General features: G+C 68.7%; 10 protein-coding genes. 8 read left to right on the forward strand and 2 right to left on the reverse strand.

All coding sequences use genetic code 11. The annotated features are described in order from the left end of the window. Positions 1–97: 97 nt before the first annotated feature. Positions 98–3,169, reverse strand: coding sequence for an excinuclease ABC subunit UvrA (uvrA, locus tag EZH22_RS18825; protein ID WP_203192024.1), 3,072 nt, complete (start codon positions 3,167–3,169; stop codon positions 98–100). Positions 3,170–3,203: 34 nt separating this feature from the next. Continuing rightward, positions 3,204–3,530: a hypothetical protein gene (locus tag EZH22_RS18830; protein ID WP_203192025.1), complete on the reverse strand. Its 327-nt coding sequence runs from the start codon at positions 3,528–3,530 to the stop codon at positions 3,204–3,206. A 148-nt stretch (positions 3,531–3,678) separates the two neighbouring features. On the opposite strand from EZH22_RS18830, the gene ssb reads away from it, so the two are divergent. The 8 genes from ssb (at position 3,679) to gatA (ending at position 12,724) form a co-directional block, all read left to right on the forward strand. Beyond that, positions 3,679–4,221 (forward strand): single-stranded DNA-binding protein, encoded by a 543-nt coding sequence (gene ssb / locus EZH22_RS18835; protein ID WP_203192026.1) that lies wholly within the window; start codon positions 3,679–3,681, stop codon positions 4,219–4,221. Between the two features lie 475 nt (positions 4,222–4,696). Then, the gene (gene gyrA, locus EZH22_RS18840) at positions 4,697–7,438 is read left to right on the forward strand and encodes a DNA gyrase subunit A (protein WP_203192027.1); all 2,742 of its coding nucleotides are present in this window, start codon (positions 4,697–4,699) and stop codon (positions 7,436–7,438) included. Between the two features lie 160 nt (positions 7,439–7,598). Continuing rightward, the gene (locus EZH22_RS18845; protein ID WP_203192028.1) at positions 7,599–8,210 is read left to right on the forward strand and encodes a LysE family translocator; all 612 of its coding nucleotides are present in this window, start codon (positions 7,599–7,601) and stop codon (positions 8,208–8,210) included. Positions 8,211–8,469: 259 nt separating this feature from the next. After that, positions 8,470–10,293 (forward strand): DNA helicase RecQ, encoded by a 1,824-nt coding sequence (recQ, locus tag EZH22_RS18850; protein WP_203192029.1) that lies wholly within the window; start codon positions 8,470–8,472, stop codon positions 10,291–10,293. Between the two features lie 54 nt (positions 10,294–10,347). Then, positions 10,348–10,590 carry a type II toxin-antitoxin system ParD family antitoxin gene (locus EZH22_RS18855; RefSeq protein WP_203192030.1) on the forward strand — a complete coding sequence of 81 codons (243 nt, stop codon included), beginning with the start codon at positions 10,348–10,350 and terminating at the stop codon, positions 10,588–10,590. Between the two features lie 68 nt (positions 10,591–10,658). Next, positions 10,659–10,874, forward strand: coding sequence for a type II toxin-antitoxin system RelE/ParE family toxin (locus tag EZH22_RS18860; RefSeq protein ID WP_333473608.1), 216 nt, complete (start codon positions 10,659–10,661; stop codon positions 10,872–10,874). Between the two features lie 81 nt (positions 10,875–10,955). Then, complete coding sequence (gatC, locus tag EZH22_RS18865) at positions 10,956–11,243, forward strand: Asp-tRNA(Asn)/Glu-tRNA(Gln) amidotransferase subunit GatC (protein ID WP_203192031.1); 288 nt, start codon at positions 10,956–10,958, stop codon at positions 11,241–11,243. Continuing rightward, positions 11,240–12,724, forward strand: coding sequence for an Asp-tRNA(Asn)/Glu-tRNA(Gln) amidotransferase subunit GatA (gatA, locus tag EZH22_RS18870; RefSeq protein WP_203192032.1), 1,485 nt, complete (start codon positions 11,240–11,242; stop codon positions 12,722–12,724). The genes gatC and gatA overlap by 4 nt, the downstream gene beginning before the upstream one ends. Positions 12,725–12,825: the final 101 nt, after the last annotated feature.

Consider the following 12,825-nt stretch of genomic DNA (forward strand, 5'->3'; position numbering starts at 1 on the left):
CGTCCATCAGGGCTGGCGAGCCCGTCCGCCCGAACCGTCCGCCTTCCGCCTGGCGTGGTGGTGCCGCCTGTTCGGCAGCCTGGCGTGAGGGTCGCCCCTATTCAGCGGCCTGGCGTCGCCGCCGTCCGCGGACCGGCCTGGCGCTCTCGGCGGGCGTTTCCGCAAGCAGGCTCGCCGGTTCTTCCGCAACGTCCGGTGGCGTCCGGCTCCGCGCGGCTCCACGCACCTGCGCGGCACCCGTGGCCCGATCGCGTGGCCCCGCCATGGGGCGGCGCGCCAGCACCTCGGCGAGGAAGTGGCCGGTGTGGGAGCGCGGATGCTGCGCCACGGTCTCCGGCGTGCCGGCCACCACGATCTCGCCGCCCCCATCCCCGCCCTCGGGGCCGAGGTCCAGGATCCAGTCGGCGGTCTTGATGACTTCGAGATTGTGCTCGATCACCACCACCGAATTGCCCTGCTCCACCAGTTCATGCAGCACTTCGAGCAGCTTCTTCACGTCGTGGAAGTGCAGGCCCGTGGTGGGCTCGTCGAGGATATAGAGGGTGCGCCCCGTGGCGCGCTTCGACAGCTCCTTGGAGAGCTTCACCCGCTGCGCCTCGCCGCCGGAGAGCGTGGTCGCCTGCTGGCCCACCTTGATGTAGTCGAGGCCCACGCGGTGCAGCGTCTCCAGCTTCTCGCGCACGGACGGCACCGCCTTGAAGAACTGCGCGCCCTCTTCCACCGTCATGTCCAGCACGTCGGCGATGGACTTGTTCTTAAAGGTGACCTCCAGCGTCTCGCGATTGTAGCGCTTGCCCTTGCACACGTCGCAGGTGACGTAGACGTCCGGCAGGAAGTGCATCTCGATCTTGATGACGCCGTCGCCCTGGCAGGCCTCGCAGCGCCCGCCCTTCACGTTGAACGAGAAGCGACCGGCGCCGTAGCCGCGCGCCTTGGCCTCCGGCAGGCCGGCGAACCATTCGCGGATGGGGGTGAAGGCCCCGGTATAGGTGGCGGGATTGGAGCGTGGCGTGCGGCCGATGGGCGACTGGTCGATGTCGATGACCTTGTCGAGGTGCTCCAGCCCCTCCAGCTTGTCGAACGGGGCCGGCGCCTCGGAGGCGCCGTTGAGGCGCCGCGCCACCGCCTTGTAGAGGGTGTCGATGAGCAGCGTGGACTTGCCGCCGCCCGACACGCCGGTGATGCAGGTGAACAGGCCGAGCGGGATCTCGGCGGTGACGTTCTTCAGGTTGTTGCCGCGCGCGCCGGAGAGCTTCAGCGTGCGCTTGGGATTGGGCTTGCGCCGCGCCGGCACGCCCACCGAGAGCGCCCCGGTGAGATAGCGGCCGGTGAGCGAATTGGGATCGGCGAGGATCTCGGCCGGCGTGCCCTGGGCCACGATGCACCCGCCATGGATGCCGGCGCCGGGGCCCACGTCCACCACATAATCGGCGGCGAGAATGGCGTCCTCGTCGTGTTCCACCACGATCACCGTGTTGCCGAGGTCGCGCAGATGCTTCAGCGTCTCCAGCAGACGGGCATTGTCGCGCTGGTGCAGGCCGATGGACGGCTCGTCCAGCACGTAGAGCACGCCGGTGAGCCCCGAGCCGATCTGCGAGGCGAGGCGGATGCGCTGGCTCTCGCCGCCGGACAGGGTGCCGGAGGCCCGGGCCAGGGTGAGATACTCGAGACCCACGTCGAGCAGGAACTGGAGGCGCTCGCGGATCTCCTTGAGGATCCGCCCGGCGATCTCGTTCTGCTTTTCGGTGAGCGCGCCCGGCAGCGTCTCGAACCAGCCGGCGGCCGCCTTTACCGAGAGCTCGCCCACCTCGCCGATATGCTTGCCGGCGATCTTCACCGCGCGCGCCTCCGGCTTCAGGCGATAGCCCGAGCAGACCTTGCATGGCACCGTGGAGAAATATTTCGAGATCTCCTCCCGCGCCCAGTCGCTGTCCGTCTCCTTCCAGCGTCGGTCGAGGTTGCGCACCACGCCCTCGAACGTCTTTGATGTCTCGTAGGCGCGCATGCCGTCGTCGTAGGCGAAGGTGACCTTCTCGTCGCCCGAGCCGAAGAGCAGCACGTCCCTGGCTTTCTCCGGCAGATCGGCGAAGGGTACGTTGAGCTTGAACTTGTAATGCCTGGCCAGGGCATCCAGCGTCTGGCCGTAATAGGGCGAGGTGGACTTCGCCCACGGGGCGATGGCGCCCTGCTTCAGCGAGCGGGCCTTGTCCGGCACCACCAGGTCCGGATCGATGGTCTGCTCCACGCCCAGGCCGTCGCAGGCCGGGCAGGCGCCGAACGGATTGTTGAAGGAGAACAGGCGCGGCTCGATCTCGGAGATGGTGAAGCCGGAGACCGGGCAGGCGAACTTCTCCGAGAACAGGATGCGCCGGGGGGCGCCGGCCTCGTCCTTCTCGTCGGCGAACTCGGCCACGGCGATGCCGTCGGCAAGCCCCAGGGCGGTCTCGAAGCTGTCGGCGAGGCGGGCGGCAAGGTCGGCGCGCACCACGATGCGGTCCACCACCACGTCGATGTCGTGCTTGAACTTCTTGTCCAGAGCCGGGGCCTCGGCGATCTCGTGGAAGGCGCCGTCCACCTTCACCCGCTGGAAGCCCTTCTTCATCCATTCGGCGAGCTCCTTGCGGTACTCGCCCTTCCGCCCGCGCACCACCGGCGCGAGGATGTAGAGCCGCGTGCCCTCGGGCAGGGCCAGCGTCCGGTCCACCATCTGGGAGACGGTCTGGCTCTCGATGGGCAGGCCGGTGGCGGGCGAATAGGGCACGCCCGTGCGCGCCCAGAGCAGGCGCATGTAGTCGTAGATCTCGGTGACCGTGCCCACCGTGGAGCGGGGGTTCTTCGAGGTGGTCTTCTGCTCGATGGAGATGGCGGGAGACAGGCCGTCGATCTGGTCCACGTCCGGCTTCTGCATCATCTCCAGGAACTGGCGGGCATAGGCCGACAGGCTTTCCACGTAGCGCCGCTGGCCCTCCGCGTAGATGGTGTCGAAGGCGAGCGAGCTCTTGCCCGAGCCCGACAGCCCGGTGAACACCACGAGGCTGTCGCGCGGGATCTCGAGATCCACGTTCTTCAGATTGTGCTCGCGCGCGCCGCGCACCGAGAGCGTGCGGGCGTCGCGGCGGGCAGGTTCTGGGGCGGAAGCCGCCCGCGAAGGGAGAGCGCGATCGGACATGGATCTCCGCTTGCGCCGTCAGGCGCGAAAAGGGTCAGGGCAGAAGGAAGGCCGCCTTCAGCAGGGCTGAGCGAACCGGCGACGGGGGCAAACGTGGCGGCGAGGACTGCAAGCGGGGCCGAGCAATCATGTCCCATCCGGGCGTGTCGTCGAGCTTCGCCTCCACTCCCGGCGGATCAAATTCGCTCATCATCATGGCCCAAATGTAGTCGTCCGTGTGCAATGCGGTAGAGAACATATCAGGAACCAACGGGGGCCGCGAGTCAAAAATCCGGCGCAGCAGTCCACGAGCATCGGCGGCATGGCCGCACATGCCGCTTGCGCCCGAAATCGCGAACGGATAAGAACACAACAGGAACATGGCGGGTCACCCGCGACGGGGGCAGGGTAGGGCCGGGGGCCCCGGCCGGCAGTCTCAGGTGGAAAAGTGCGCTTTTCCGCTCGCGCGGTGTCGCGGGGGCGATAGGGTGCAGGCCGCAACAGGCATCGGTGAACGAGGGAGTGGCGGGATGGCCGGCAGCGTCAACAAGGTGATCCTGATCGGCAATCTCGGCCGGGATCCGGAGGTGAAGGCGTTCCAGAACGGCGGGCGGGTGTGCAACCTGTCCATTGCCACCTCGGAGAACTGGCGGGACAAGGCCTCCGGCGAGCGCCGCGAGCGCACGGAATGGCACCGGGTGGTGATCTTCAACGAGAATCTGGTGGGCGTCGCCGAGCGGTTCCTGAAGAAGGGCTCCAAGGTCTATATCGAGGGGCAGCTCGAAACCCGCAAATATGAGAAGGACGGGCGCGAGACCTACACCACCGAGGTGGTGCTGCGGCCCTATCGCGGCGAGCTGACACTGCTTGACGGACGCGGCGAGGGCGGCGGCGCCGAAGAATATGGCGGCGGATCGGACTTCGGTTCCGCAAGCCCCATGGGTGGCGGCAGCATCGGCGGCGGGGGCAGCTATGGCGGCGGTTCCGGCGGCGGACGCAGGCCGGCTCCCGCGGGCGGCGGCTCGGCCGGCGGGCGGCCGGTGAACGATCTCGACGACGAGATTCCCTTCTAGAGCTGCCGTGCAGGGGGCGCGGACGGGTCCGGGCGTGTGATGCCGCGCGCTCTCGCCCGCCTCTGGCGGGGCCTGCCATTGTCAAGCCGGGGCGGGCCATTGTCGATCCTGGCAGCACTGCGCCGCGCGGGCGTTGGAGCCCCATCCTGCTCGTCATACCCCTTGCGCTGAGCGGCGGGCGATGGCGTGCCGTAGCTGCGCGCCGGCGTGCGGGTCCCGTTCGTTTCGGGGGCGGGCCCGCCGGTACGGGGCCTTCGTCCAGCATCCGGGGTGCCTCGTGCGCGCCGTCGTTTTCGGCTGGCGGGGGCCATTTGACGCAAAAGGGTCAAATTGTCGGCACGCCTCTTGCGCGACTGCCTGTAAGTAATTGATAAATAATAAGAAAAAATCGTTCTGCCGCAGGGGTTTCGCTGGCGTCCGCAAGGTGAATCGGCTAGAAGGGGACACCTCGTTCCACGATTGAGAGTGCTGACTTTTGGCCGATTCCGAGACGCCGAAGCCCGGCGGCGAGCCGCCGTCCGATATCCGGCCCGTTTCCATCACGGAGGAGCTGTCGCGCTCCTACCTCGATTACGCCATGAGCGTCATCGTCGCCCGGGCCCTGCCCGACGTGCGCGACGGCCTCAAGCCGGTGCATCGCCGCATCCTGTTTTCCATGCACGAGAACGGGTACGAGTGGAACAAGCAGTACCGCAAGTCCGCCCGCGTGGTCGGCGACGTGATCGGCAAGTACCATCCCCATGGCGACCAGTCGGTCTACGACGCCCTCGTGCGCATGGCCCAGACCTTCGCCATGCGCCTGCCACTGGTGGACGGGCAGGGGAATTTCGGCTCGGTGGACGGCGACGCCCCGGCGGCCATGCGCTACACCGAGGTGCGCCTGGAGAAGGTGACCGGCACCCTGCTCGACGACCTCGACAAGGACACGGTCGACTATCAGGACAACTACGACAACTCGGAGAGCGAACCCACCGTCCTGCCGGCCAAGTTCCCCAACCTGCTGGTGAACGGTGCCGGCGGCATCGCGGTGGGCATGGCCACCAACATCCCGCCGCACAATCTCGGCGAGATCATCGACACCACCGTCGCGCTGCTCGACGACCCCACGCTGGAGCCCGAGGCGCTGCTCGACCTGCTGCCCGGGCCTGACTTCCCCACCGGCGCGATGATCCTCGGGCGCACCGGCATCCGCCAGGCGTACCTGACCGGCCGTGGTTCGGTGCTCATGCGGGCCAGGGTCGCCATCGAGACCACGCGCAAGGATCGCGAAGCGCTCATCATCACCGAGATTCCCTATCAGGTGAACAAGGCGACGATGGTCGAGAAGATCGCCGAGCTGGTGCGCGACAAGCGCGTCGAGGGCATCTCCGAGATCCGCGACGAGAGCGACCGCGACGGCATGCGGGTGGTCATCGAGATCAAGCGCGACGCCCAGGCGGACGTGGTGCTGAACAACCTCTACCGCCTCACGCTTCTGCAGACCTCGTTCGGCGTGAACATGGTGGCGCTCTCCGGCGGCAAGCCGGGCGTGCTCACCCTGCACGACGTCCTAACCGCCTTCATCGCCTTCCGCGAGGAGGTGATCCGCCGGCGCACCAAGTTCCTGCTGCGCAAGGCGCGCGACCGCGCCCACGTTCTGGTGGGCCTCGCCATCGCGGTGGCGAACATCGACGAGGTCATCCGCCTGATCCGCACGGCGCCGGATCCGGCCAGCGCCCGCGAGTCGCTGATGGGTCGCGACTGGCCGGCCAAGGACATGGCGCCGCTCATCGCCCTCATCGCCGATCCGCGCCACAAGTTGAACGCGGACGATACCTACCGCCTCTCCGAGGTGCAGGCCCGCGCCATCCTCGACCTGCGCCTGCAGCGCCTCACCGCGCTGGGCCGCGACGAGGTGGCCGACGAGCTGGACAAGCTCGCCACCGAGATCGCCGACTATCTGGATATCCTCGCCAGCCGGCCACGCATGCGGGCCATCATTCGCGACGAGTTGCTGGCCATCAAGGCGGAGTTCGGCACGCCGCGCCGCACGGAGATCGTGGAGGGCTTCGGCGACCTGGAAGACGAAGACCTCATCCAGCGTGAGGAGATGGTGGTCACCGTCTCCCACGCCGGCTACATCAAGCGCGTGCCCCTCTCCACCTACCGGGCGCAGCGGCGCGGCGGCAAGGGCCGCTCGGCCATGCAGACGCGGGACGAGGACTTCGTCACCCGTCTGTTCGTCGCCTCGACCCACGCGCCGGTGCTGTTCTTCTCGTCCAAGGGGCAGGTCTACAAGCTGAAGGTGTGGCGCTTGCCGCTTGCGGCGCCCCAGGCGCGCGGCAAGGCGCTCATCAACATCCTGCCGCTGGAGCAGGACGAGCGGATCACCTCCGTGGTGCTGCTGCCGGAGGAGCGGGAGGCGGACGACCGCCTGCAGATCATGTTCGCCACCACCGGCGGCACGGTGCGGCGCAATGCGCTCACCGATTTCGCCCAGGTGAACCGCAACGGCAAGATCGCCATGAAGCTCGCCGACGGCGAGTCCATCGCCGAGGTGGGCCTGTGCACGGAAGATGACGACGTGCTGCTCACCACCGCGGCCGGCGCCTGCATCCGCTTCCCGGTCACCGAGGTGCGGCTGTTCAAGGGGCGTGACAGCGTCGGCGTGCGGGGCATCCGGCTGGAGGAGGGTGACAAGATCATCTCCATGGCCATCATCCGCCATGTGGATGCGGAGGCCGACCAGCGCCTTGCCTACATCAAGATGCGCCGGGCCCTGCGCGGCGAGGCGGGCGAGAGCGCCGAGGTGGAGCAGGAGGAAGGCGCGAGCGGCTCCGGCCAGCTCAGCCAGGAGCGCTACGCGCAGATGAGCGCGCTGGAGCAGTTCATCCTCACCGTCTCCGAGAACGGCTACGGCAAGCGGACCTCGTCCTACGAGTACCGGGTCACCGGCCGCGGCGGCAAGGGCATCGTCGCCATGGCGGTGAACGAGCGCAACGGCCGCCTCGTCGCCTCCTTCCCGGTGGAGGACCAGGACCAGATCATGCTGGTGACCGACGGCGGCCAGCTCATCCGCTGCCCGGTGGATGGCATCCGCATCGTCGGTCGCGCCAGCCAGGGCGTGATCGTGTTCGACACGGCGGAAGGCGAGCGGGTGGTCTCGGTGGAGCACATCAGCGACGATGCCGGGGCCGATGCCGACGGCGAGGATGCAGGCGAGGCGCCGGAGGCATAAAGCGGGCGCCGGCGGGATGCGCTTATGTGCTTGCGGTGAGATGGGGCGCCGGGTGGCGGCATGGCTCGGCCGGGCCAGCCGGCCGGTGCCACGTCCCAGCACCGCGTTCCAGTACCGCCGGAGCACAGCCGAGTGAACCTCGGCCGGATCGGGGGAAGGGATGATCGCCACGGAAAGCCTTGCCTTGTTCGTGCTCGCCTGCGTCGCCCTCGCGGCGACGCCGGGGCCGAACGTGGCGCTCATCGTCGGCACCAGCCTCAAGCATGGGCGGCGCGCGGGCATCCTCACCGCCACCGGCGTCAATGTGGGGCTCATCGCCCAGCTCACCCTGGTGGCGGCCGGCCTTGCCTACGTGGTCGAGGCGTTTTCCCGGAATTTCGACCTCGTGCGCTATGCGGGCGCGGCCTATCTCGTGTGGCTCGCCGTCCTGCAATGGCGCAGCGCCGGCTCGGGGGTGGCGGCGCCGGCCCCATCGGCCCGTGCCGCCTTCGGGCGCGGGCTGGCGGTGGCGTTCGCCAATCCCAAGACCCTGCTGTTCCACGCGGCCTTCCTGCCCCAGTTCGTGACCGATACGGCCAACCCGGTGCCGCAGATCGCGCTGCTCGCGGCGGTGTTCGCGGGCATCGCGCTGGTGGGCGACGTGCTGTGGGCGGTGGCGGCGGACAAGGCCCGCGCCGCGCTCAAGGGGCGGTTCACGCGGATCGCCGACCGGGTGTCGGCCGGCATCCTGGTGGGCGGCGCGGCCCTGCTGCTGGCGGCGGGGCGGCGGTAGGGGCCACCTCGCGTCCCGGCCGGCGGCCCACGGAGCGGAGGGCCGCGAAAGGCGCGCCGGGACCTCGGCGCGGGAACCCGCCGAAGGCGCTTCCCTGTCTGAGCGCACCCAACGACCTTGCCTGCTGCGCCGGAATCCCGCGCCGGGGTCCCGCCTTGCGCTCGGCTATCGCGGCATGCGTCCGGGACACGAGACCGCGCCAAATCCGACCGCGTCTCCTTCCCGCATTGCCCCGCGCGGCTTGGGACTATAAGGCGCCATGCCCGCGCCAGTCGCCTCCTCCGATTCCACCCCCCTCCAGGTCCTGCGCCACGTCTTCGGCTACGAGGCGTTCCGTGGCCGGCAGGAGGACATCGTGGACCATGTGGTGGCGGGGGGAGACGCCCTCGTCCTCATGCCCACCGGCGGCGGCAAGTCCCTGTGCTACCAGGTGCCGGCCCTGGTCCGGCCGGGCACGGCCATCGTGGTCTCGCCGCTCATCGCCCTGATGCACGACCAGGTGCAGGCCCTGCGGCAGCTCGGGGTAAAAGCGGCCATGCTCAACTCGTCGCTCGCCCCGGGCGAGGCGCGGAAGGTGGAGCGGGCGCTGGCCATGGGCGAGCTGGACCTGCTCTACGTGGCGCCCGAACGCCTGCTGACCGATGGCTTCCTCACCCTCCTGGACGGGGCGCGGCTCTCGCTCTTCGCCATCGACGAGGCGCACTGCGTGTCCCAGTGGGGGCACGATTTCCGGCCCGAATACCGCCAGCTCACGGTGCTGCACGAGCGCTTTCCCGGCGTGCCGCGCATGGCGCTGACCGCCACGGCGGATGGCCCCACGCGGCGCGAGATCGTGGACCGGCTGGCGCTGGGGGAGGGGCGGATCTTCCTCTCCTCCTTCGACCGGCCCAACATCCGCTACCGCATCACGCCGAAATCCAACCCGCGCGCGCAGCTCAAGGCGTTCCTCGACGCCCATGACAGCGAGGCGGGCATCATCTATTGCATGAGCCGCGCCAAGGTGGACGCCACCGCCGAGATGCTGGCCACCGAGGGCCGCACCGCGCTGCCCTACCATGCCGGCCTCGACGCCGACACCCGCGCCCGCCACCAGGACCGCTTCCTGAAGGAGGAAGGGGTGGTGATGGTGGCCACCATCGCCTTCGGCATGGGCATCGACAAGCCGGACGTGCGCTTCGTGGTCCATCTCGATCTGCCCAAGAGCATCGAGGCCTATTATCAGGAGACCGGCCGCGCCGGCCGCGACGGCCTGCCGTCCGAGGCGCTGCTGCTCTACGGCGTCGAGGACGTGGCCAAGCTCATCCAGTTCGTGGAGGCCTCGGATGCGCCCGAGGCGCGCAAGCGCGTGGAGCGCGGCAAGCTCGATGCGCTGCTCGGCCTGTGCGAGACGGCGCAATGCCGCCGGCAGGTGCTGCTCAAGTATTTCGAGGAGGACCTCGACGAGCCCTGCGGCAATTGCGACACCTGCCTCGACCCGCCGCGCACGTTCGATGGCACCGAGGCGGCGCGCAAGCTCTTGTCCTGCGTCTATCGCACGGGCGAGCGCTTCGGCGCCGGGCACGTCATCGACGTGCTGCTCGGCGAAGCCAACGAGAAGGTGCTGAAGTTCGGCCACGACAAGCTCTCCACCTTCGGCATCGGCAAAGATTTCTCACGCGACGAATGGCGCGCCATGGTCCGCCAGATGGTCGCCATGGGGCATCTGTGGGTGGATACGGAGGGCCACGGCAGCCTCGGCCTCACCGAGAAATGCCGGCCGGTGCTGCGCGGCGAGCAGAAGGTGGAGCTGAAGGCGGAGCAGCGCGCGCGGCCGGCGCGGTCCGGCGGCAACGGAAGGGGCCCGCGCCCCGCCCTGCAGGATCCCGCCGACGAGGCCCGGTTCCAGCGGCTCAAGGCCCTGCGCCTGGAGATCGCCCGCGCCCAGGGGGTGCCGCCCTACGTGATCTTCCACGACACAACGCTGATGGCCATCGCCGAGCTGAAGCCGGAGACGATGAAGGCGCTGGGCATGATCTCCGGCATCGGCGAAGCCAAGCTCATGCGCTACGGGACGCAGTTCCTGGATGTGGTGCGGGAGGGGTAGTCAGGTTGCCGGCCGATACCAAAAATTGGTATTCTTCGCGAGGAGGACATGGTCATGGCGCGTAACACCTCGATCTCGCTCGGGACCCATTTTGCGGATTTCGTTGACCGGCAGGTCTCGGGCGGTCGCTACAATTCGGCGAGCGATGTCGTCCGCGCCGGGCTGCGGCTGCTGGAGGAACACGAGGCGCGGCTTGAAACCTTGCGGGCCGCTTTGTCGGAGGGGGAGGCCAGTGGCGCCGCGGAGCCCTTCGATGTCGAATCATTTCTGGCAGGCAAGCGGCGCCAGCACCTCTGAGCCCGTCAGGTGAGCCCGGCGCGCCTCGTTCTTCTCACGCCCAGGGCGCGCGCCGACCTGGACGCCATATGGGCCTATTCCGAGGAAAAGTGGGGTCGCCGCCGGGCCGAGGCTTATGTCTCGCAGCCGGTGCAAGCGTGGCACGCAGTGCCGAGGATGTGCGCGCCGGATACTTCCGGCTTACGGTCGGCTCGCACGTAATATTTTTCCGGCTTCCGGACGACGGATCCCTCACCGTCGTGCGGATCCTCCACCAGCGCATGGATGTCTCAAGGCATCTTTAGCCTCCCCCGTCCTTCCCCGGCAAACCCTTCCACCGCGGCATACCCCTTGCTATAGCGGCGGGCAGCTTTTGGGAGCGCATCATGTCCGTCGATCAGGCGACTGTCCGCCGGGTGGCCCATCTCGCGCGCATCTCGGTGCGCGAGGAGGAACTCGGCCATCTCGAGAAAGAACTCAACGCCATCCTCGAATTCGTCGAGCAGCTGGCGGACCTCGACGTCTCCGGCGTCGAGCCGCTCACCAGCGTCGTGCCGATGGAGCTGCCCATGCGGGAGGATGAGGTGACCGACGGCCACTGTCCCGAAAAGGTGCTCGCCAACGCGCCCCAGTCCGAGGGCGGCTTCTTCACAGTGCCGAAGGTGGTGGAATGACGAAGCTCACACAGCTCACCCTCACCCAGGCGCGCGAAGGCCTCGCCCTGGGGGAGTTCACCTCCGTGGAGCTCACGCAGGCCTACCTCAAGGCCATGGAGCAGGCCCGCCCGCTCAACGCATACGTGCTGGAGACGCCCGAGATCGCCCTCGACATGGCGAAGGAGAGCGACCGGCGCATCGCCTCGGGCGACACCGGGTCGCTGGAGGGCATCCCCCTCGGCATCAAGGACATGTTCTGCACCGAGGGCGTGCGCACCACCGCCTGCTCGAAGATCCTCGACGATTTCGTGCCGCAGTACGAATCCTCCGTCACCGCCAATCTGTGGCGCGACGGGGCGGTGATGCTCGGCAAGCTCAACAATGACGAGTTCGCCATGGGCTCGTCCAACGAGACCTCGGCCTTCGGACCCGTCCTGTCGCCGTGGCGGCGCGAGGGAGACGATACCTATCTGGTCCCCGGCGGCTCCTCCGGCGGTTCGGCGGCGGCGGTTTCCGCCTTCCTGTGCGCGGGCGCGACCGGCACCGACACCGGCGGCTCCATCCGCCAGCCGGCGGCCTTCACCGGCATCGTGGGCATCAAGCCCACCTATGGACGCTGCTCGCGCTGGGGCATCGTCGCGTTCGCCTCCTCCCTCGACCAGGCCGGCCCCTTCGCCCGCACCGTGAACGATGCGGCGCTGCTGCTGCGCTCCATGGCGGGCTACGATCCGAAGGATTCCACCAGCGTGAACCGTCCGGTGCCGGACTATGAGGAGGCGGTGGGCGCCTCCATCAAGGGCAAGCGGATCGGCATCCCGCGCGAGTACCGCATGGACGGCATGGCCGACGAGATCGACGCCCTCTGGCGCGAGGGCGCAAAATGGCTGGAGGATGCCGGCGCCGAGATCGTCGACATCTCCCTGCCGCACACCCAGTACGCTCTGCCGGCCTATTACATCGTCGCGCCGGCGGAAGCTTCCTCCAACCTCGCCCGCTTCGACGGTGTGCGCTACGGCGCGCGCGTGCCCGGCCGCGACGTGGTGGAGATGTACGAGAACACCCGCGCCGCCGGCTTCGGCCCCGAGGTGCGCCGGCGCATCATGATCGGCACCTACGTGCTCTCCGCCGGCTATTACGACGCCTATTACCTGCGTGCCCAGAAGGTGCGCAGCCTGATCAAGCGCGACTTCGACACCGTCTTCGCCCAGGGGGTGGATGCCGTCCTCACCCCGGCCACGCCCTCGCCCGCCTTCGGCATCGGCGAGAAGCTGAAGGCCGACCCGGTGGAGATGTATCTCAACGACGTGTTCACGGTGACGGTGAACATGGCCGGCCTGCCCGGCATCTCCGTTCCCGCCGGGCTCTCGGCGGACGGGCTGCCCCTCGGCCTCCAGCTCATCGGCCGCCCGTTCGGGGAGGAAACGCTGTTCTCCCTCGCCGAGGTGATCGAGGAGGCGGCCGGCCGCTTCCCGGTGGAAGACCTGTGGTGGAAGGGCTGAGGGGCCCGCGCCCGGAGCAGGCGAGCGGACAGCCGGCTGTGGTTCAGGCTGGGTCCGGCTGCCCCGGGCGAGGGTGCCTTTGGAGCCGGGCGCGCGCTCTG

It is taken from the genome of Xanthobacter dioxanivorans (assembly GCF_016807805.1).
GTDB lineage: Bacteria > Pseudomonadota > Alphaproteobacteria > Rhizobiales > Xanthobacteraceae > Xanthobacter > Xanthobacter dioxanivorans.

Bases quoted from the DNA above. Each gene is read 5' to 3' on its own strand.
- recQ (WP_203192029.1), top strand. From the start codon at position 8,470: ATGCCCGCGCCAGTCGCCTCCTCCGATTCCACCCCCCTCCAGGTCCTG.
- EZH22_RS18855 (WP_203192030.1), top strand. From the start codon at position 10,348: ATGGCGCGTAACACCTCGATCTCGCTCGGGACCCATTTTGCGGATTTC.
- uvrA (WP_203192024.1), bottom strand. From the start codon at position 3,169: ATGTCCGATCGCGCTCTCCCTTCGCGGGCGGCTTCCGCCCCAGAACCT.
- gatA (WP_203192032.1), top strand. From the start codon at position 11,240: ATGACGAAGCTCACACAGCTCACCCTCACCCAGGCGCGCGAAGGCCTC.
- EZH22_RS18860 (WP_333473608.1), top strand. From the start codon at position 10,659: ATGGGCCTATTCCGAGGAAAAGTGGGGTCGCCGCCGGGCCGAGGCTTA.
- EZH22_RS18845 (WP_203192028.1), top strand. From the start codon at position 7,599: ATGATCGCCACGGAAAGCCTTGCCTTGTTCGTGCTCGCCTGCGTCGCC.
- EZH22_RS18830 (WP_203192025.1), bottom strand. From the start codon at position 3,530: ATGTTCCTGTTGTGTTCTTATCCGTTCGCGATTTCGGGCGCAAGCGGC.
- ssb (WP_203192026.1), top strand. From the start codon at position 3,679: ATGGCCGGCAGCGTCAACAAGGTGATCCTGATCGGCAATCTCGGCCGG.
- gatC (WP_203192031.1), top strand. From the start codon at position 10,956: ATGTCCGTCGATCAGGCGACTGTCCGCCGGGTGGCCCATCTCGCGCGC.